Below are 18,531 nucleotides of genomic sequence, written 5' to 3'. Positions count from 1 at the left end.
CTCCTTGTTGTGGTTCAAGCTCTAGCGTCCCTTGTGAGCAAGGGTCCGTAAGTCTCAGGCCGGCGATCTCGTAGGAATTGAAGCAGATGACGAGCGAAGTCGATCTCCTTCAGATCAATTGTCTGAAGCAGCATTCCCTCTTCATTGTCTAGGGATTGCACAATGTCTCCCAGCGGATTGCTGATGAAGCTCCCGCCGTAGAACGTCATGTCGTCCTCTTGGCCGACACGATTGACAGCGGCAACGAACACCCCGTTGGAGATGCCATGCGCGGAGATCGCCTTCTCCCAAGCCCTCCTCGTGGAGAGCTCCGGATAGTCCGGCTCTGAGCCGATAGCCGAGGGGAAGAATAGAATGTCCGCGCCTTGCAGCGCCAGGAGGCGAGCCGTCTCCGGGAACCATTCGTCCCAGCAGATGCCGATGCCAATGACACCGTAGGCGGTGTGATAGACCGGATACCCCGTATTGCCGGGAATGAAGTAATACTTTTCGTGGTATTGCGGCCCATCCGGGATGTGATTTTTGCGGGTCACGCCGAGGAGGCTGCCATCAGCATCGAACACGGCTGCACTGTTGTAGTACAATCCCCTGCCCGCCTTCTCGTAGAACGGGACGATGAGGACAACACCCAGCCTCTCCGCCAGAGCGCCCATCTGCTTCAGATGCTCACCCTCCACGGACTCTGCCAGCGTATACCCTTCAGGAGATACCCGTTGGGGGAAGTACTGTCCATCATACAGCTCCTGCAGACAGATGATCTGTGCTCCTTCAACCGCGGCCGCTTCCACTTGCCTCAGCGTTCGTTCACGATTGTCCAGAATATCCGGCCCACACCCCAGCTGGATGAGCGCGATAGACACGAGCTCTTTTCTCATATGAGCCTCACATCCTTTTAATGAATGACTATCAGTCATTAATGTTCCAAAAAATGACCGGTTTCCCGATCAATTTTGCACAAATCCTATACATGAACTCTATGTGTTACTTCGCCGTTAGAGAACGATGAACGAAGTGGAACACCTCTGTCATCGATTGCTCCTTGGTCATATCCTGATCTCGGCCGATATAGAACCGCTCAGCTGCGTTCTCAACCAGGTTAATGATGAGCTTGCCCGTCCACTGCACATTCGACTGAGTAATGATGGCGCCCTGCTCGATTCCCCGCTTCAGCTCGGCTTCGAACCATTCGTAATACGGCTGATAGATCGACTCCCAGATCTCCATCGAATGGTCAATCGCAAGACCGGAATAGCACAGCACGATGACATCCTTGTACTCATCCGTAATGTTGTAGATGGCCTCAATGAACGTCTGCAGGAACGCGGAGAAGTCCTCATGCTTATCCGTATTGTCCTTCATCTTCTCCATCGTGATGGAGATCAGGTTCTGCGCAATCGCAGGAATCAAGGCGTTCTTAGAGCGGAAGTACAGATAGAAGGTGCCTTGGGCTACGCCCGCCTTCTTCACAATGTCTGAGATCGACGTGTTGTACAAGCCTTTCTCCGAGATAATCTCAATCGCAGCTTGTAGAATTAACTTGTACTTATCTTGCGTAGCGGTACTCAATGATGGACCTCCTGCAGCTTGACTGAACATCAGTCATAATGTTGGTAACTCCAATATATAACATCCCATGAATGAATTCAAGAGTTAGTTTAATGTTAAGTTTTATTACATAAGAGGTTAGATGAAAAGGGTTACATCAAAATGATACCAAAAATAATCGTTGAAAGCTTGAAGATTTGCGATATATACTATTACACAGAAAGCATAAGGAGGAATGGTATGCAAGACACGGGGACAACACTTAAACGTTCGTTAAGCGTGTGGCAGCTGGTAGTATTGGGACTAGGGTTTATGACACCAATGGTTATTTTCGACACGTTCGGCATTGCTTCAGACATGACCGGCGGGCATGTGACAGGTGCTTATATCCTAGCGTTAATAGCGCTGCTATTCACTGCTGGGAGCTACGTCTTCATGATTCGGGCTTATCCAAGCGCAGGCTCGGCCTATACGTACACCCAGAAGTCGTTCAACCCTCATCTCGGATTCATGGTGGGCTGGCTGGCCTTAATGGACTACCTCTTCCTGCCCATGGTTAACGCGTTGATTGCACAGATCTATCTCGCTTCCATTTTCCCCGACGTTCCGACTTGGATCTTCATCGTCCTATTCGTAGTTGTCATGACGCTGATCAACCTGCTGACGGTCAAGGGAACGGCTAACTTGAACTCCACTTTCGTTATTTTCCAACTTGTCATGGTCGCTGCATTCGTCGTCTTCGCTGCCTGGGGCATCATCAACGGCACGGTGGAAGGCAAGCTCTGGTATCCCGAAGCCATCTTCACGACGGGCATAGACTCCTCCTCTCTCATTGCGGGAGCGACGCTGCTTGTATTCTCCTATCTCGGCTTCGATGCGGTTGCCGGCTTCTCGGAAGAGACAGCTGACCCTAAGCGTACCATTCCGCGTGCTCTCTTCCTTACCGCTCTGCTGGGCGGACTGATGTTCATGATCAGCTCTTACTTCGTTCAGACCTTATACCCTACTGCTGCAGACTTCGAAGACTTCACAGCATCCACACCCGAGATCGCAGCCAAGTTCGGAAGTGTCTTCTTCCAAGTGCTGTTCCTTGCTGCAGGATTCGCCGGTACGATCGCATCGGCCGTCTCTTCTCAAGCGAGCGTATCACGCCTCATGTATGCCATGGGACGGGACCGCATGATGCCGTCTGCATGGTTCAGTCGAATTAACTCACGTTCACGCACGCCTCTGTTCAATATTGTGCTGGTCGGCGCCATCTCCCTCACAGCAATTCTGTTCAGCCTGGAGACAGCCGCCTCATTCATCAACTTCGGTGCCCTCATCGCCTTCTCGTTCGTTAATCTATCGGTCATCTCGCATTATGTCGTGAAGAACAAGCAGCTGCATTCTGCTCTAGACTACTTGCGGTACCTAGTTGTTCCGATTATCGGGACGGCAGCGATGGTCATCATGTGGTTTAGTCTTGACCGTAACTCCTGGATTCTTGGACTCGTCTGGCTGCTGCTCGGCTTCATCTGCCTGCTCTACACGACCAAGCTCTTCAAGGTCAAGCCTGCTGAGTTCCAGCTGGATAGCAAGACCGAAGAGCCAACCATCACGATGTGACCCTTTCTATTATCGTTTTATGACTGATATTCATTCATTATAACGTATAGTATGGTAACCAAATAAACCGGCGGATGATCTTGTCAGCCGGTTTATTGGTTTATTTTGCATAATCAGACTAGAGTATGCTCAGACTCCCAGCCCTTGCCTAACACCTCATGTACATCGTTCACGATGACGAAGGCATGTGGGTCGGAATCCTTCACAATCTGCTTCAGCTTGCCCGTCTCACGCTTGCTAATGACACAATACAGTACCTCCTGAGGCTCTCTTGAGTAAGCGCCCTTGCCGTTCAGGAATGTGACCCCGCGCTTCATCTCCTTCAGAATCTGGCCAGCAATCAGGTCAGGCTGCTTCGAGATAACCGTTACCGCCTTAGCTGAGGAAGTTCCCTCCTGTACAAGATCGATTAACCGGGTCCCAATCACGATTGCAATCATTGTGTACATCGCTCGCTGAATATCCAGATAGAACAGGGAAGCAGCCAGCACGAGGGCATCGGTGAGGAAGAGGGTCCGTCCGAAGCTCCACCCTAACGATTGATGGAGCAGCCGGGCAATGACATCCACCCCATCTGATATGCCACCGTACCGGAACACCACACCTAGCCCAACTCCGACGAATGCTCCCGCATACAGGGAAGCGAGCAGCGGATCCTCGAGCGTCATGGAGAATGGCTCGAAGAGTACGAGGAACAAGGAGAAGGACACCGCACCTATCAGCGCGTAGATGAACCCCGTCTTCCCCATCACCTTCCATCCCAGCAGCAGCAGCGGCACGTTGATGAGCAAGCTCGATAGACCTGGATCCCATCCGACCACATATTTGAGCAGCAGGGCTACACCCGTAATTCCGCCTTCTGCCAGCCCATTAGCCAAGTTGAAGCTGTTAATTCCGAACGCCATGACGGCCGATCCTAGTAAGATAGCAATCATATTTAAGTATTTCAGACGCAAGCATATCCACTCCAATTTCATCTCACTTGAATGACTGTCATTCATTATAGCATAAGAAAGGGGGAAACACGATGATCCTATACCCTAATGGGTTAAAGCTCACCTTTATTCAAGCCGCCCCCACAATCTCCTCATTGGTGAAGTTAGTCTTGGATATATTTTAGAGTTACTGAATTCCCTGAGAAGATTGGTTGTACATTCAGTTTACTTAAGTTGACATAGACCTCATTCATTACTTTAAACAATCCGACCTCTTTATAATAGTTGTATTCCAAGTAGAGAGTGATTACATCCTGCCTAGGTAAAGCAAATATATATTCCTCTTCATTTTTCGTTAAATACTTACTAAAAAGGCTAACAGCAATGTAATAGTCGTCTTCGATTCTTATGACCGAATATCCATTCTCGTTCTCACTGTTAAGTTCGATTTCAAGCCCTTTTGACTCAATCTCATAGGTCATCGTGTTTTTGATAATTGTAGCAACTTGACTAGTGGTCAGTGGCGCACGGAGTAAGTTGCTTTTAATATCTTCAACCATCTCTATTAGTTTAGATAGGCCAATCAGCAGACCACCACATGCTATACTTATCGCTGCTGTAGCTAAGTCAGAGCTCATAACCCCAACAATCGGCCCGATCACTAACACAATGAGACCAAGTATGAATAAGAATACCATCATGATGAGTTCATCCTCTCTATTTATCTCACTTGTCAGATACACCAGGCTTCCAGCCTTGTTCTTGTGACCATTGATGTGCTTTTTCAATAATATCCCATACGATAGGGCCTTTGCCATCCACATACTTAGGACGATCATTCTTGTACAGAGCCATCAGTCTATGCTTCTCCTTAGCATACCGAAGGCAATCTTCAGGGTGCAATCGTAGGTAATCACGGAATAACAGCGTAATCTGTTCTGAGTAACTTCCGGACTGCCTTACATGAATATGAGTCCTTCTAGTCCCAGGAATCTCCCTGAAATATCTCTTCGTCTTGTCTGGATTGTCTTCTCTGTATACGAAGCCAACTGATTCAATCTGGGATCGATAACGAAGTACATCCTCAACGTTCATCACGGAGATTTGTATATCTATAATTGGCTTCGCTTCTAATCCAATTATGGAGGTTGACCCTACATGGTCTATGCGTAATGCCTGCTCCTGCAGAGATTCTCTAAGTCTTGACCCCACCTCGTTGAAAATTACTGCCCATTCCGGATTATAAGGCGATATCCTCCAATGGTCTTCCATTCTGTCAATGCTCCTTATGAAGAAAATCAATTACCTTAATCTCACGAATATCCTTAACAATCAGATCTGCATGTGATAGATCCTGATTGCCGGAATTCGGATTGCAATATCCAATGCATGTCATATTGGCTGATTTAGCTGCTAAGATTCCATTCCTGGAATCCTCAAGTACGACACATTCCTGTGGTTCAACCTCTAGCAGCCCTGCTGCTGCAACATATATGTCAGGTGCAGGTTTGCCTTTTGCCATGTCTTCTCCGCTTATTACGCATTCAAACTCAGCAAGCCATTCAAATTTCTTTAAGACTTCATTGATAAATCTAATGGGTGAAGAGGAAGCAACGCCCAGCTTTATTTGGTTTGATTTAAGCTCAGATATTAGTTCAGCTATACCCGGAATTGGAGCGATATCCAAGTTCCGGATTATATCAATTTTTGATGATAGCTGATATTCAATAATGTCTGAGATCTCTTCAGGCAGCTCGTATTGCTGCTTCAGCAATTGCCACATTTCAGGATTGGTCATGCCAACGTATCTCTCTAGTTCGTAGTGCGTAATCGTAACTCCGTATCTCTTCATCGTTTGAACATCTATCTCGAAGTGTATAGGCTCGCTGTCAATGATGACCCCGTCCATATCAAATATAAATGCTTTCAAGCGGCTCACCTCCTAGCATGAACAATATAGCAATGAAATCCCTCATCATTTTTCGTTAGGTGCATATAACTTTCACATTAGATCTATAAGAGTCAATTGGCTCGTCTTCTGTTTCATTCTCATCTTGAGTCTCAGAGATGGTAAGTCCAGTAAAACAAGCCTCCGTCTTGTACCACTCAACTAAATTCTGAATACTTGGTGATGGAGTTAATAGCATCTCATTATGGTAGGACTTCACTAGAAGTGTAAATGCGGGGATTTGTATGTCGGCATTAATAGTTAAAACAAATTTCTTATCTTTATAAAATCGAATGAGATACTTTTCTAATTCGTCTTCTAAGTAAGCGAAGGCCCAAACAATCCGGTCAATTTCTATTTTGTTATGTTTTATTAATCTATTAAATCCATGAATGTAGTAATAGTTATTTTTCGTTTCAATTGAACTTAATTCAGGATCATTAGAAAATAAAAAGCATGGAGACTCTGATATAGCTATTATCTCACGATATGCTTTTTGAGCGTTTATCTTGAAATAGTCAAGCAATTTTAACAACTCTCTTCCTACTCGGTATCCTGGAATCTCATTATTCGTCGATTAATACTTCGTACTCTTTCCCGTCTTCATCATATGATCTATTTTCCATTCTTCAATGGACTTATATATATGTAGTGACGGCAGAGTGTTATTCCAGGTTAGATGGGCGACTACAAAGAACTCATCCTCATCTTGGTTCTTAGCTCTAAAAAGAACATCATCATTATCTATTCTGCGTGCTAATGCAGTAAATTTATTGAAAAACAACGAATCTCGATCCTTTAATTCCTTATATAGTTCCCGTGTCATTACATCTCTTGCTTCTTCGGACAACTCACACCAGGGCTCTACTAGAGCGAAATTAAACTCAAAATACGCAGAAAGTTCATCTTCATATACTTCTCTAAAATACTCTATGTATTCTGGCACAGTGTCAATTAATTGATTCCAGATAAGTTTTTCATCAAATCTATCGCTATGCAAGAGTATGGGTAGGTTATGTAATACGTCACTCAGATTGTTTATTTTCTTACGATTCTTAATGAAATGAAACAAGGACTTCTGTGAAGAAAGATGTCTAATTTCAATAAGGCCATAATGGAGTAGCTTTAAATAGGCTCTTCGCTCTTTTTCATTCACAGAGTCTCCCCCTCGTTCAATGTCTCATTTTCTTTAACTTTTCAATTGTCAGATAGTATTCCTTTAGATCATAAGGCCTTGTTAATCCCTTTGAGTCATAGAGTTTATTCAACTCATCTAACTGAGCAACTAGCTCCATTGTAAATTCAAATACATTTTCCCACTCAAACTGAAAATAATTAGATGACTTTATTTCAAGGTCCTTAAATGGAGGATCCTCTGCGTACCAACACAGTTTATCTTTTCTATGAATTACCTCTATGTAGTAACCCCCACAATCAAAAATTCCGCAGGTACATGTGAACATGGGGTACTTACCTTCGTGAAGCAACGATTGAAGAAATTGATCTTCTACAAAAACTTGATCAAGTTCGTTATCATTTATAAACACTTGTATGCTGAAATAAATAACGGGAACTTTTATTCGTTTGTATTTACTAAAATTTTTAAACTCATCTTTTACTTCAATTGTTAGTTTAAAAGTAAGCTCATCAACTGTCGATTGCGATTCATTCGGTGCCACCTTACTCTTGAGTTTTCCTAGAAGCCAGGACATTGGCTATTTCCGCCAAAAAGTCGTACAATCCGCTTTATCCTTGATATTAAACTTAATTATTTTCTCAAGCAGCGAGTAATCAACTGGACTGTCCCACCGAACTCGTATCAATTCCTTCGTGTGGTCGTACCCAGCCTTCACGATATCATCAGCAAAACGTTCCATCCCAGCCCTCTCAGGGGCAACCGCCATATGCTGCTTAGCTACACTAAACCCAATAATAAACGTGTCATGGTCCGTAAACATAGGCTGATTCCATGCTATCTTGGGCACCAAGTGTGGAAAGGTCTGACTAACCCACTCAAAAACCTCCACCACACGAGCTCGCTGTTCCTCTTTTTGTATACCTGATACATATTCTTCAAAGACCTCCATAACTTCCGCCTCCTATATTAAGTGTTTACTAAGCTAATAATTCATCAATCGCTCTGAGCGGTTTCAGTGTATCACCATACGTGTCACATGTCAGCGCAATAACGACTTCATTCGTTGAATCGATACAAATATATTGCCCTCCCATGCCCATCGCATAATAATACGGATGTTCTGGAGAATGAACGGGTGCCCACCAATGACGACCATAATAGCCAATGTGATTATAAGTAAGCAGATTGGGTCTGGTTGTGTAGGTGATCCATTCATCGCTCAACAATTGCTTGTTATTCGATACCCCATTCCGTAAGTAGAGAGACCCGAACTTATGCATATCGGATATGGACATATGTAACCCGAAGCCGCCAATATTAATACCCTGCGGGTCTTCATGCCATAGGTACTCATTAATTCCCAAGTGGGAGAATAGATTTTTATCCGCATAGCTCTTCGCACTAGTTCCTGTTAGTTTCTGGAGGATTGCAATTAGCAAGTGACTACAGCCTGAATTATAGTTCATATGCTCACCGGGATTAGAACGTAAGGGTCTCTCCAGAACATAATTGACCCAATTCGAGCTATGAATCATCTGTGTGGCCAACCATTCCACTCGCCCAGCTCTGGCCAGTCGAACCCAGCAGTCATACTGAGCAGATGATCAATGGTAATCTGTTGTTTTCTAGTATCTTGATCCTTGAGAATGGAAGGAAAGTAGTGAGCGATCGGTGTATGTACATCCCGAATCAGCCCCTGTTGAATAGCAATTCCAACGAGGCAGGAGGTAATGCTCTTGGTAACCGAATTAATTTTATATAGCTTCTTCTGAGACTTTTTGTTCCGATAATACTCATAAACCATTTTATCTCCAGAGCTTACTAGACAGCTATGAACTTTACTTTTATCTATAAAGTGCCGAAACGAAGCCCATTTATCCGAATTAATCCTTCCCATCATGGATTGGCTGCTCCTTTTTAGGTTCAAGCTATATAAAATAACCTCTATTTAACCATTTTTATTTTTAATAAGTCTATAAACTCTTTTGCTTCTTCATCATTTTTAAAAATTCTCTTCGGAATGACGGTGTATCTCTCCTTAGCATATTTTAAAAAGATAAAATCCTTAGATTGTTTATAATCAAAATAATAACTCCACGGTATGGTTGAATTCATTGCTCCTGCTTTAAATAGTATTTCATTCTCTAGAAAGGAGAGCTCATAATCCTCTTTAAACTTTGGTTCTCGGTTGTATACGATAGTTGGCAGAATAAAATATTTCGAGAAAATCATAAAGATGTAAACCAAAGAAATAACGATAAAAATGGCACTAAATAACTCATAGGAATCAGTAAACGATAAATATATGCCCAATGACAATAGTCCTACAGCTACAAGTAGATCGATAAATTTAGAGTCGTCATAGGATTCTCTCATAGCCTTAACGTATTCTTCCTTGGAATATTTAAAGCCAAAATGCATAAAATGATACCCCTTCTTAAATTTATTTACGCCGCGGCACGACTTGAAATGAGTTCCTTAAACTTCAGACATATTACTTCCACATTCGTTCCATACTAAACTGATTTTCCTCTATATTTAGTTTGAATATGTCGGGGTTCTTCATTTCTTTCCATTCTTTATATCCGAAATCATTTTTATAATTCTTGATAATCAAAGCCAATAAGGGCCCCTAAGAGCCGCCTCTGCTGAGGACTCTCCGCCTGGCAGCTTCATGTTCATATCAATAAAAGATTGCTCTAATTTATCCGTCCAGTCAGGTAAGTCTTCTGAGCTTAGAATTCTTTCTGACAACCTAACATCAATATGTAACGGAATTTTCGAATACTCACATAATGGCTTTATTGAATTTATTGCCCTTACATACGGGCTCGAATAAACCAATTCAATCTGCTCATGTAAAAGGAATTCAGAGAGCTTCTTTGCTTGCTCCTGTCCTTCAAGTGTAAGTTCCGCCTCCGGTTCTTGACCAGTTGCTTTACAATGTCTAATGAGATATATCGTTTTCATCTAACATATCCCTTCTCATCTGACGAAGCCACTACAACGGAAGAATAACATCCATTCTGAAAAATCAAACCATTCAATTGCTCTCCGTACGCGCAACCACCGTCAATTCCTATCTTGTCCCCACTAAACCAGATATCCGATTTGCCATGAATATCTATTGTTCTTGTATGCCCAAAGATAATTTTTTTGTCTAAGTTAAAACTTGATTGAATGAAATCATCTTTAATGTACATAAAGTCTTGTTCGGGTTGGTCCTTCCAGTCTCTATAACTAGGATTTAATCCCGCATGAACATAGATGTGATGATTGTCTTCATAATAACAAGGTAACTTACTCAAGAAGTCTATATGATGCTTATAGTGAGTTTTTATAAAGGCTATCCATTGGTCAAACATTTCATCTGTTATTCTATGGTTTACAATTTCATCTAAACCACAATAACTTTGAATGGTTTGGACTCCTCCATGCTCTATAAACTTTGATCTCACCGAGAGATTATCACCTTTTATTAAGTCTACTAATCTTTGGTCATGATTTCCTTTAAGAGCAATAGCTTGATGGTTCTCAACTAATTCGATTACTTTATCAACAACTTCTTTGCTATAATGTCCTCGATCGACATAATCACCGAGTAAGATTAATTGATCAGCGCTTGAATCAAATTGAATATGATGCAGCATTTGATTGAATTGATTCATACAGCCATGAATATCGCTAATCATGATTGTTCTTCTCATATAATCTCCTTTTGTTTAGAAATGGATTCTTCAGTCATTGGGTTACCCCTACTGATAAGCAAGCATAATGATTCCCGCGGTTATGATAATGGATGCTATAATTCTGTTTCTGCCTTGTGATTCGTTCAATAGGAAGACTCCAAAAATTGTCCCGAATACGGTTCCGATCTCGCGCATCGGAGCGATCTGTGAGACTGGCTGTAGTTCTAACGCCTTCAGAAACAACAGGTATCCCCCTGGAGCAAGGATTCCGCCTAAAATAATCGTTTTCCAATTGACTCTCCATTCTGTACGAATACCTTGTGATCTCATAGTTAAAAAGGTAAGTGCGATTAAATTTCCGATGTTCGTTGCTTCATTCAAGGTAAAAGCAGGGATGTAGTTAAGTGTGATTTTGTCAACTACCGTATATGAAGTAATTATTAATCCGACCATAATGGCTAATAGGATTGGCTTATTGAACCTCCACTTCGTATTAATGTCCCCTGTTAGAAAAATACCTATTACGATCATGATTATCCCGATCCATCCCTGAATGCTTAAATTCTCTCCTAGCATAAGCACACCAATGATAGGTACGAATAATGGACTAGTTCCCCTCATGATGGGATACACCTGAGATAGATCACCAATCGTATACGTCTTCGCTAGCAGGAATATATAAATACCATGTAATATCATACTAGCCAGAAGTAATAGGTATCCTACTAATGGGACCGTGTCAATTGTCCGCAGCTCAATGACTGACATTGGCAGAAATATAAGGATAGCAGCCAACTGACAACACCAAAGAAATACGTTTTTATTTATACTTTGCTTTGCAAAGAGATTCCAAACAGAATGAATTAGTCCAGATAAAATGACTAGAACAACAGCAGCAAGGGTCAACCAGCTCACCTGACTTTTATATGATGGAATCGTATAGCGATCTTGTACTTATGAAGTCAACCAGGTCTCACTGCATCACGATCTGACCCTTTGTATTTAATAATATTTCTTCATTTTCGTCATACCTAATCTTATACAAATCAATCATTGGCAAAAGTGCCTTTATCTCATTTTGACTGAAATAAGCCGTATTCATAATGAATTGTCCTTCAAATTCAAGTTCACCGTTCTTTTTCAAAGTCGCTCGTTTGTTGATTTGCACTTTATCATCTAGTATAAGTTTCCTTATCTCTAGAGGAATAATGGGTTCAATCGCCTTAATCTTATAAGTCTTATTATCTTGATTTTGTAAGGTTATGGAGTAGTACACCGTTTCTTGAGCATTCGGAACCTCTCCTACTTGTTCACCATGGCCACTTATATAAAAAAATCTTTCTGTACTCGTATCATCAAGCTGTGGGACAATTATTAGAATTAACAATCCAACTATAATCATGGATACACCGATATATCGATTTCTGTTCTGAGGTTTCAAGTGATTTCCACTCTCCTTTTAAGCAACTTCTCTAGCATCCTTTCTAATGGCTAACTGCTAAACGCATTTTTGTATTCTCTTGACACTTCGTCCAGTCCAACCATTACACTCTTCCACTTCTCACTCTTAATAAAAGGATTGGAATTGTATTTTTTAATTTCTGTTTGATTCTTTCTATTGACCCCTTTATACTCGTTAGAAATTACATTTATTCTGGTAAGCTTCGCTCTATCTTCTTTAGATAATGAATTTAAGTCTTGGTTCTCAAAAAACCAGGCTAAATCACTTGAAACACTTGAAGTTTGATTTTTTAATAGATCATTTTTTTCTTGTTGAACATTACTGATAAAGTAATTAAGTTCTTGAGAGAGCACTGAGATTCGATAGAATCGTTCGGCGATGTTCCTCTTCATTTCGGGATTTAACGTTTCGTTAAGAAACGAGGTTGTTTCGTCTTTAACAATAAATAGGTTTCCAATGAGTTCATTGTGACGATTTTGTAATTCCTGTGACAGATAATTTTCGTATTTCTTATTCTCTTGATTTTCTTTGTAATACAAGAAAGTAACACTGAAAAATAAAAGAGCAATAACGCAATATTTCCAATTGATTTTCATTCATCGCCGCTCCCTATAATCACGCCTCTTGTATAATCTTCCACGATTCCTTTGAAAGAACTAACCAAGCTTTACCGTCTTTTATTTCATCCTTCAGTCTATAAACTTTATCCATGTCTCTGTAATGCCTAACTACATTTATTGGAATCTGAATGTCATTCTGATCTCTCTTTATCCTTGATAAATCTATAAACAAGCCTTCCTCCGTGAAATTCAATAAAACTCTCGATATATCGCTTGGGATAGGAATGATTGAGCTTCCCGTCAATGCAAAATATAACAATTCAGCAATATGAGCTTCACTCAATTGATCGAGATCTTCTATTTGATTAAAATCAACCCAGCAAAAACCCCCATAACCTTATATGTTATCATCGATTAACTCGTCAATTTGTAAGAAAGCATGTATGATTTGTTTCGCATCTGCTCACATACAATATCTCTCGAATACGTTTGTTCTGGTTCACCCTCATAGCCTAGCCATTACCACGATTTGTCGTTTTGTACTTCATCCCTTTACTGTCATAGGTAACCCATTCCCCCACCGGCTCGCCCTTGTCGAAATACCCTGAACGTTTTAGGGTTCCGTCGGTACGATACCACTCCCAGTAACCCTCCGGCTGATTGTCAATCACCTTTCCTTTGGACCACATTGTTTTTCCATTCGCATGATACTTGATCGTGTAGCCATCAACCACTTCTAGCTTCTTTTCCTTAACACCATTAGGGTGTACTAAGTCACAACTTTCCTTTTCCATTATTTGCTTCCCCCTTAGTCAGTGAACTCATCTATGTAGTACTTCCTATATTCATTCTCAGCTTTCCAATCATGCAGCATAGACTTCATATCAGACGAAGGGTCACCATATTCGCGGTATAGCCAGATCCTTGCCTCTTGCATGGTGTGCTCGTCGAACAGATAGGCATTCAAGCCGAACAGATCAGGTGCGTAGAGAGGATTGCCTAACCAACTAGAGAGTTCGAATGCTATTGCTCGAAGATCTTCCTGTATCTCTTCATTATCCAGGAACGCGGCCCACCTGATTGAAGAGCTTAACTCACACAGATGCTTGCCGACGAGTAGAACGAAGTCACCTGGACCAGGCATACTTATGAATCCTTCAGTAAAAAATTCATGTTGGATGCTTGTATACCTCTTATCTGTTGGCCGTTCCCACTTAGTTATTCTTCCAGATCCTAACTTGTTCGATAAGCGCTGTATATGGTCTTGTTGGAAAATCCGATTCAACTTGACAGGTTGGTTCAAGCCATCACGCTCACCTTCCCATTATATCATTCTCTTCTAATTACTGGATACACCGCAAAATCCAACCCAAAGCACAAACAATTGCTCTTGAATGCGGTTACATCGAACTTTACAATTAACTTGCCCACCGGGCAAATCCGGTGCAACCGGTACATCCGGCTATCTTATTCTACAGGAGTTGATTGCGTGAGATTCAGCAGAACATGGTCAGGCAAGGCTTTATCGTTGGCGGTCTTGATGTCCGTAATTGTTCCACCGCCAATATCAGGAGCGGCAAGCAGCCAAGGATTCTCGGCGGTTCCGGTCGAGAGCCTGCCGGATCACGGCTTCGTGAATATGGCCCGTCAGACGTACACCTATGAGTCGACAGCAGGAGTTCTTCGTCCCGATATCGCAACCGTCGAGGTTGCTGCGCATTGGGATATGATTGAGCATGCGGAAGGCGTCTACAACTGGCAGCTATTCGATGAGGGCATTCGCAATTGGTCGAGTCAGGGCAAAAAAGTGACGCTAGCCCTCGCCACGGCTGACAATCTGGCTGACGTAACGCCGGAATGGCTGTTCGAAAAGTATAATGTCCGTCGTATAATCGACGGCCAGTGGGAGGATTGGGAACAGAACCGGAATCGATATACTCCTGCTTCCCCTGCTCAGCTTACGGAAGATCCGTCGCTGGTTATTGCAGGCAGCAGGTCGCTTGCCGTAGACTCGGATGAAGCCGGTCATCCTGGATTTCTCACTTCGGTCTATTCCATCACCCCGCCCCTGTCTTATTCCGTTCAGTTCGACGTCAAGGCGCTTGCTGACTCGACACTGTGGGTGAAGGCCATACCGGCCGATCCGGCAGCTGAGGCAATTACTTACTCGTGGACGCTCGCTGCTGGCGACTCCGGAACGAAGACGGCTACCTTCCACCTTCAGGGCAAGACCGGCGATTATAAGCTCGCATGGGGTATGGATGGGGCTGGTTCACTTGTGATCGACCATATCAATGCTGTTCCGCATGCCTCGCCTAAGGTATTACGTATTCCGGGCTTCCCCAACTACTTCGATCCCGTATTCCGGGAAAAGTATGAGAAGCTTGTCAGCGCGATGGCGGAGCGCTATGCGAACCATCCAGGTGTTAATCGCATCATCGTCGGCGGCGTCGGCCGGTGGGAGGAAGTGATGCTCGACAATGATGTGAAGGGCACCCTCGATCCGCAGTGGCTGTCGCTCGGCTATAACAAGGACATGTATCTCGAGCATATCCGCTGGTGCATGGAGCTGTATAAGAAGTATTTTCCGAAGAAGCAGCTTCTGATTCAGATGGCGTACGGCCTGCATGAGCAGACCAACCGCAACTTCATCTACCGCCGTGTGGCTCAGCTCGCTGTCGAACGCGGCATTGGCATTAAGCAGAACGGCATGAGCCAGCTCTACGATACGTGGGACGCCTATACGGATGCTTCTTATATGATGAACCGTATGCGTCACAGACCCGGCATTCCGACGATCTATGAAGCAGGGGCGTCGATTGGGCAGAATACGAATGAATTCTTCGGGCACCCCATCTCGTTCATTAATCGCGCCATGCTGGACGGTGTGGACGGGCTGTATATGTTCCCTTACGATGTTGCCTCCAAGGAGGTTAATCCGTACTACCACTATGCACACGAGCAGATGGGACGGGCGGTCTTCACCAAGCTGTACGCCAGGCTCGGAGACTTCTCCAGCGAGCAGGCGCGGCTGACGCGTCCCGTTAAGATCCGTAATATCTGGCAAGGTCTGCGTCAATATGATGCACCAGGCGCCACACCGGTCTTCACCACGCTGAACGGCGAGAAGACGGTCATGACCGCAGCAGGCAATCCACGCATCCTGTTCGATGTGGATGACCGCCAGCAGTATAACACGATGTACGGCACGACGATCAGCATCGACTATTACGATCAGGGCAGCGACCAGTTCAGCCTATCCCTGTATCATTACAGCGATGGCACCTGGCAGACGCTCGGCACGGTACAGAAGACCGGAACCGGCAAGTGGAAGACGGCCGTCTTCCATGATACCAACTGGGCTGATTCGCCGCGCAACAGCGGCAAGGATGTACAGAACGATCTGATCATCGACGATCTGGGCGACGGCACAGAAGCGATCCGCTATGCCGAGATTAACTTCGTGCCTGCTGGCGAGTGGCGGGAGGAAGAAGTGACTTCCGAGCTGCCGGGCAGCGAGGCCGAAGTGCTGACGGACAGTCTTAGCCTGGAGTTCACCGTTCCGCCTGGAACCGCCATAAGCTCGGTAGAAATTCCGGTCTGGACGGCCAATAACGAACCCAATGGACTGACCGGTACAATCTATAAAAAGATTGGAGGCACATTCAAGGCCGTAACCTCCAAGGAATACTTCTACCCAGCAGACAAGGACTGGTTCCACATTCCCGTCCCCGGCACACTCGAGACGGACACCTACCGGATTGTACTTGATCGGCCGGCCGGCTCTGTTGGCTGGTACAAGGCGGAGGACGGCAATCTCGCCTACCGAGTTAATCGGTATGTGACTGAGCAGGCGCCCCGCTCCGAACGCACCGGCAAGGTGACAGTCGAGCGCACCAATGCCTTGGCTGCTGTTATTGAGAGTCAGCGCCCCTTCAACGGGGTAGACGTCGAGATTGAAGGCGTGAAGCCTGATACAGCTCTTAACTTCAGGCTGTACAAGAAGCTCGGTACAGACCAATGGTCGGCAGCCGGTGAAGCGCAGACCTTCCAGTCTATTCCCGGTAAGTCTGCCGTTCGAATACACTTCACACCGCAGACGGAAGGGATATATCGAATTGAGCTGGAAGCGCCATCCGGCGACAAGGTTCAGGTGCGCATGATTGACGGTCAGCCGATTGTCTCTCCGCTAGTTCTAGTCCGCAAGCAGGCGGTGAAGAAGGCCACTCATCCGACACCTGAGCCAACTGTTCAAGGGTGGACATTCAGCGATACGGTGGACGGCGGCTTGCAGGGCTGGACGCTGCAGAGCGGCTTCAAGCAGGTGGGAGTTGCGGACGGACGGCTGCATGCGGGGCTGCAGTTCGGCGTCAAGTCGCTGACCTCGCCGGACCGGCTGCAGCTTGCTGCTTCGAAGGCTCAGCTGATCTCCTTCCGCCTGAAGAATGGCACCGGCTCTCCGATGGCGAAGGTATCGTGGAAGTCGGCAGACGTCTGGAAGCCCGAGCAATCCGTCCTGATACCGGTTGTGCCTAATGACTCCGAATACAGGACCTATGCCTTCCCAATTGGACGTAATGTGAACTGGGCAGGTGTCATTGATCAGCTCGTCATCGAGCCGGTCACCGGGCACGGCTACAGCGGGGCGATCGAGATTGGCGATATCGCCGTTACGCAGACGAAGACGCTCGCTTCCTGGCAGTTCGATTATACGTACGACGCCTTCTATAATCCGGCGAACCCCGGCCTATTCCCTATCGCGGGCGGCGTGATGGAAGCTCGCTTCGAGACGGGGCTCCCGCGGCTCATGTCCCAGAGCTGGTCCGCTTACTTCTTCGCGGAGCCCGGCCAGAAGATTGAGCTGAAGGTGAAGAACGACACGGATATAACCGACTGGCTTCTGCGCTTCCGCTACAAGTCGAACGTACGGGAGGGCGCCGTCAATCTCTATGAACAAGCTCCCTTCTCCGATGCGTTCACGGGTACCGTGCCGTTCACGATGACGGCCCGTGACGACAAGTATACGACCTACACGATCGATCCGACCGTGAGTCCACTGTGGAAGGGTGAGCTGCTCACCATCTATGTGGAAGCGGCGCAGCCGATCGCCAGGCCGGGCACCTTGTATGTCGATTCCATTCGCATCTATCGGGATTAACGCTTGCTGATGCAGGTTATGAAGAACCCCTCTCGTTGCAAGCGATAGGTTCCTGCATCTTACTGGAATGAACTCAAGGCTGCCGGTCTTCCGGCAGCCTTGGTTTTATAATGTAACGGTGTAGACATTCGTCATATAGACGAGTGGATTCGTTTATTTACCTGATCGAGGAACTTTGTTAGTCAATGACAAATCCTCTCGATTTGCCTGTCGAGTTCACTTTCGACTTTGTATATCTTTTAATAATCCCTTATAAAAGCCATATGGCAATGCAATTACTAATAAAATAATTGTAGGCATCATGAACCATAGTATTGTACCACCCTTGTAAATTAGGGTTAACCAGAACCCGCTATACACATTGAAGATAGCCAAGGGATAATTTAAAAATCTGATACATGTTATTCTTTGAAGATATTTGCTTAAAACCACTGAATAACCGACTAGCATTGTAAGACATAAGAACAAATACTTTGTGGCTTCTATTT

At 44.7% G+C, this 18,531-nt stretch carries 23 protein-coding genes; 2 read left to right on the top strand and 21 right to left on the bottom strand.

The genetic code is table 11. The features are described 5' to 3' along the window. Positions 1 to 14: 14 nt before the first annotated feature. The gene (locus ACFO9Q_RS11120) at positions 15 to 875 is read right to left on the bottom strand and encodes a carbon-nitrogen hydrolase (RefSeq protein WP_379181834.1); all 861 of its coding nucleotides are present in this window, start codon (positions 873 to 875) and stop codon (positions 15 to 17) included. Between the two features lie 106 nt (positions 876 to 981). Then, positions 982 to 1,566 (bottom strand): TetR family transcriptional regulator, encoded by a 585-nt coding sequence (locus tag ACFO9Q_RS11115; RefSeq protein WP_379181832.1) that lies wholly within the window; start codon positions 1,564 to 1,566, stop codon positions 982 to 984. A gap of 219 nt (positions 1,567 to 1,785) precedes the next feature. On the opposite strand from ACFO9Q_RS11115, the gene ACFO9Q_RS11110 reads away from it, so the two are divergent. Further along, positions 1,786 to 3,153, top strand: a complete 1,368-nt coding sequence (locus ACFO9Q_RS11110; protein WP_379181830.1) for an APC family permease — start codon at positions 1,786 to 1,788, stop codon at positions 3,151 to 3,153. A 113-nt stretch (positions 3,154 to 3,266) separates the two neighbouring features. On the opposite strand, the gene ACFO9Q_RS11105 is transcribed toward ACFO9Q_RS11110, so the two are convergent. The 19 genes from ACFO9Q_RS11105 to ACFO9Q_RS11015 form a co-directional block, all read right to left on the bottom strand. Further along, positions 3,267 to 4,088: a YitT family protein gene (locus ACFO9Q_RS11105; RefSeq protein WP_379182733.1), complete on the bottom strand. Its 822-nt coding sequence runs from the start codon at positions 4,086 to 4,088 to the stop codon at positions 3,267 to 3,269. 164 nt (positions 4,089 to 4,252) lie between these two features. Next, a complete protein-coding gene (locus tag ACFO9Q_RS11100) occupies positions 4,253 to 4,789 on the bottom strand; it encodes a hypothetical protein (RefSeq protein WP_379181828.1) in 537 nt (178 codons plus the stop codon). 25 nt (positions 4,790 to 4,814) lie between these two features. Continuing rightward, positions 4,815 to 5,360: a GrpB family protein gene (locus tag ACFO9Q_RS11095; RefSeq protein WP_379181826.1), complete on the bottom strand. Its 546-nt coding sequence runs from the start codon at positions 5,358 to 5,360 to the stop codon at positions 4,815 to 4,817. 4 nt (positions 5,361 to 5,364) lie between these two features. After that, positions 5,365 to 6,018 carry an HAD family hydrolase gene (locus tag ACFO9Q_RS11090; RefSeq protein WP_379181824.1) on the bottom strand — a complete coding sequence of 218 codons (654 nt, stop codon included), beginning with the start codon at positions 6,016 to 6,018 and terminating at the stop codon, positions 5,365 to 5,367. 55 nt (positions 6,019 to 6,073) lie between these two features. Next, a complete protein-coding gene (locus tag ACFO9Q_RS11085; protein ID WP_379181822.1) occupies positions 6,074 to 6,571 on the bottom strand; it encodes a hypothetical protein in 498 nt (165 codons plus the stop codon). 42 nt (positions 6,572 to 6,613) lie between these two features. Then, positions 6,614 to 7,192, bottom strand: coding sequence for a hypothetical protein (locus ACFO9Q_RS11080; protein WP_379181820.1), 579 nt, complete (start codon positions 7,190 to 7,192; stop codon positions 6,614 to 6,616). A gap of 16 nt (positions 7,193 to 7,208) precedes the next feature. Beyond that, positions 7,209 to 7,748 carry a hypothetical protein gene (locus ACFO9Q_RS11075; protein WP_379181818.1) on the bottom strand — a complete coding sequence of 180 codons (540 nt, stop codon included), beginning with the start codon at positions 7,746 to 7,748 and terminating at the stop codon, positions 7,209 to 7,211. 3 nt (positions 7,749 to 7,751) lie between these two features. Beyond that, positions 7,752 to 8,123 carry an iron chaperone gene (locus ACFO9Q_RS11070; RefSeq protein ID WP_379181816.1) on the bottom strand — a complete coding sequence of 124 codons (372 nt, stop codon included), beginning with the start codon at positions 8,121 to 8,123 and terminating at the stop codon, positions 7,752 to 7,754. A gap of 28 nt (positions 8,124 to 8,151) precedes the next feature. Continuing rightward, complete coding sequence (locus tag ACFO9Q_RS11065; RefSeq protein WP_379181814.1) at positions 8,152 to 8,640, bottom strand: serine hydrolase domain-containing protein; 489 nt, start codon at positions 8,638 to 8,640, stop codon at positions 8,152 to 8,154. 65 nt (positions 8,641 to 8,705) lie between these two features. After that, a complete protein-coding gene (locus ACFO9Q_RS11060) occupies positions 8,706 to 9,074 on the bottom strand; it encodes a serine hydrolase domain-containing protein (protein ID WP_379181812.1) in 369 nt (122 codons plus the stop codon). Between the two features lie 44 nt (positions 9,075 to 9,118). Further along, complete coding sequence (locus ACFO9Q_RS11055) at positions 9,119 to 9,595, bottom strand: YcxB family protein (protein ID WP_379181810.1); 477 nt, start codon at positions 9,593 to 9,595, stop codon at positions 9,119 to 9,121. A gap of 192 nt (positions 9,596 to 9,787) precedes the next feature. Continuing rightward, positions 9,788 to 10,144: a histidine phosphatase family protein gene (locus ACFO9Q_RS11050; RefSeq protein WP_379181808.1), complete on the bottom strand. Its 357-nt coding sequence runs from the start codon at positions 10,142 to 10,144 to the stop codon at positions 9,788 to 9,790. Continuing rightward, on the bottom strand, positions 10,141 to 10,881 hold the full coding sequence (locus ACFO9Q_RS11045; RefSeq protein WP_379181805.1) for a metallophosphoesterase: 741 nt from the start codon (positions 10,879 to 10,881) through the stop codon (positions 10,141 to 10,143). The genes ACFO9Q_RS11050 and ACFO9Q_RS11045 overlap by 4 nt, the downstream gene beginning before the upstream one ends. A gap of 48 nt (positions 10,882 to 10,929) precedes the next feature. Further along, a complete protein-coding gene (locus ACFO9Q_RS11040; protein WP_379181803.1) occupies positions 10,930 to 11,778 on the bottom strand; it encodes an EamA family transporter in 849 nt (282 codons plus the stop codon). Positions 11,779 to 11,836: 58 nt separating this feature from the next. Continuing rightward, entirely contained in the window at positions 11,837 to 12,304 is a 468-nt protein-coding gene (locus ACFO9Q_RS11035; protein WP_379181801.1) for a hypothetical protein, read from the bottom strand. A gap of 50 nt (positions 12,305 to 12,354) precedes the next feature. Next, positions 12,355 to 12,921, bottom strand: coding sequence for a hypothetical protein (locus ACFO9Q_RS11030; RefSeq protein ID WP_379181799.1), 567 nt, complete (start codon positions 12,919 to 12,921; stop codon positions 12,355 to 12,357). Between the two features lie 19 nt (positions 12,922 to 12,940). Next, positions 12,941 to 13,228 carry a hypothetical protein gene (locus tag ACFO9Q_RS11025; RefSeq protein ID WP_379181797.1) on the bottom strand — a complete coding sequence of 96 codons (288 nt, stop codon included), beginning with the start codon at positions 13,226 to 13,228 and terminating at the stop codon, positions 12,941 to 12,943. Positions 13,229 to 13,397: 169 nt separating this feature from the next. After that, the gene (locus ACFO9Q_RS11020; RefSeq protein ID WP_379181795.1) at positions 13,398 to 13,679 is read right to left on the bottom strand and encodes a hypothetical protein; all 282 of its coding nucleotides are present in this window, start codon (positions 13,677 to 13,679) and stop codon (positions 13,398 to 13,400) included. 14 nt (positions 13,680 to 13,693) lie between these two features. Continuing rightward, the gene (locus tag ACFO9Q_RS11015) at positions 13,694 to 14,029 is read right to left on the bottom strand and encodes a hypothetical protein (RefSeq protein WP_379181793.1); all 336 of its coding nucleotides are present in this window, start codon (positions 14,027 to 14,029) and stop codon (positions 13,694 to 13,696) included. 345 nt (positions 14,030 to 14,374) lie between these two features. Here ACFO9Q_RS11015 and ACFO9Q_RS11010 point away from each other — a divergent pair, with 345 nt between their 5' ends. Next, the gene (locus ACFO9Q_RS11010; RefSeq protein ID WP_379181791.1) at positions 14,375 to 18,043 is read left to right on the top strand and encodes a beta-galactosidase; all 3,669 of its coding nucleotides are present in this window, start codon (positions 14,375 to 14,377) and stop codon (positions 18,041 to 18,043) included. Positions 18,044 to 18,531: the final 488 nt, after the last annotated feature.

It is taken from the genome of Paenibacillus sp. GCM10023252 (genome assembly GCF_042653305.1).
Lineage (GTDB): Bacteria > Bacillota > Bacilli > Paenibacillales > Paenibacillaceae > Pristimantibacillus.
This window is presented reverse-complemented; position numbering and strand designations above follow the sequence as displayed.

Excerpts from the sequence above, each read along its gene's own strand:
- ACFO9Q_RS11020 (WP_379181795.1), bottom strand. The coding sequence starts at position 13,679 with ATGGAAAAGGAAAGTTGTGACTTAGTACACCCTAATGGTGTTAAGGAA.
- ACFO9Q_RS11110 (WP_379181830.1), top strand. The coding sequence starts at position 1,786 with ATGCAAGACACGGGGACAACACTTAAACGTTCGTTAAGCGTGTGGCAG.
- ACFO9Q_RS11100 (WP_379181828.1), bottom strand. The coding sequence starts at position 4,789 with ATGATGGTATTCTTATTCATACTTGGTCTCATTGTGTTAGTGATCGGG.
- ACFO9Q_RS11095 (WP_379181826.1), bottom strand. The coding sequence starts at position 5,360 with ATGGAAGACCATTGGAGGATATCGCCTTATAATCCGGAATGGGCAGTA.
- ACFO9Q_RS11050 (WP_379181808.1), bottom strand. The coding sequence starts at position 10,144 with ATGAAAACGATATATCTCATTAGACATTGTAAAGCAACTGGTCAAGAA.
- ACFO9Q_RS11070 (WP_379181816.1), bottom strand. The coding sequence starts at position 8,123 with ATGGAGGTCTTTGAAGAATATGTATCAGGTATACAAAAAGAGGAACAG.
- ACFO9Q_RS11030 (WP_379181799.1), bottom strand. The coding sequence starts at position 12,921 with ATGAAAATCAATTGGAAATATTGCGTTATTGCTCTTTTATTTTTCAGT.
- ACFO9Q_RS11045 (WP_379181805.1), bottom strand. The coding sequence starts at position 10,881 with ATGAGAAGAACAATCATGATTAGCGATATTCATGGCTGTATGAATCAA.
- ACFO9Q_RS11015 (WP_379181793.1), bottom strand. The coding sequence starts at position 14,029 with ATGCCTGGTCCAGGTGACTTCGTTCTACTCGTCGGCAAGCATCTGTGT.
- ACFO9Q_RS11075 (WP_379181818.1), bottom strand. The coding sequence starts at position 7,748 with ATGTCCTGGCTTCTAGGAAAACTCAAGAGTAAGGTGGCACCGAATGAA.
- ACFO9Q_RS11060 (WP_379181812.1), bottom strand. The coding sequence starts at position 9,074 with ATGATGGGAAGGATTAATTCGGATAAATGGGCTTCGTTTCGGCACTTT.
- ACFO9Q_RS11065 (WP_379181814.1), bottom strand. The coding sequence starts at position 8,640 with ATGAACTATAATTCAGGCTGTAGTCACTTGCTAATTGCAATCCTCCAG.
- ACFO9Q_RS11120 (WP_379181834.1), bottom strand. The coding sequence starts at position 875 with ATGAGAAAAGAGCTCGTGTCTATCGCGCTCATCCAGCTGGGGTGTGGG.
- ACFO9Q_RS11055 (WP_379181810.1), bottom strand. The coding sequence starts at position 9,595 with ATGCATTTTGGCTTTAAATATTCCAAGGAAGAATACGTTAAGGCTATG.
- ACFO9Q_RS11105 (WP_379182733.1), bottom strand. The coding sequence starts at position 4,088 with ATGATTGCTATCTTACTAGGATCGGCCGTCATGGCGTTCGGAATTAAC.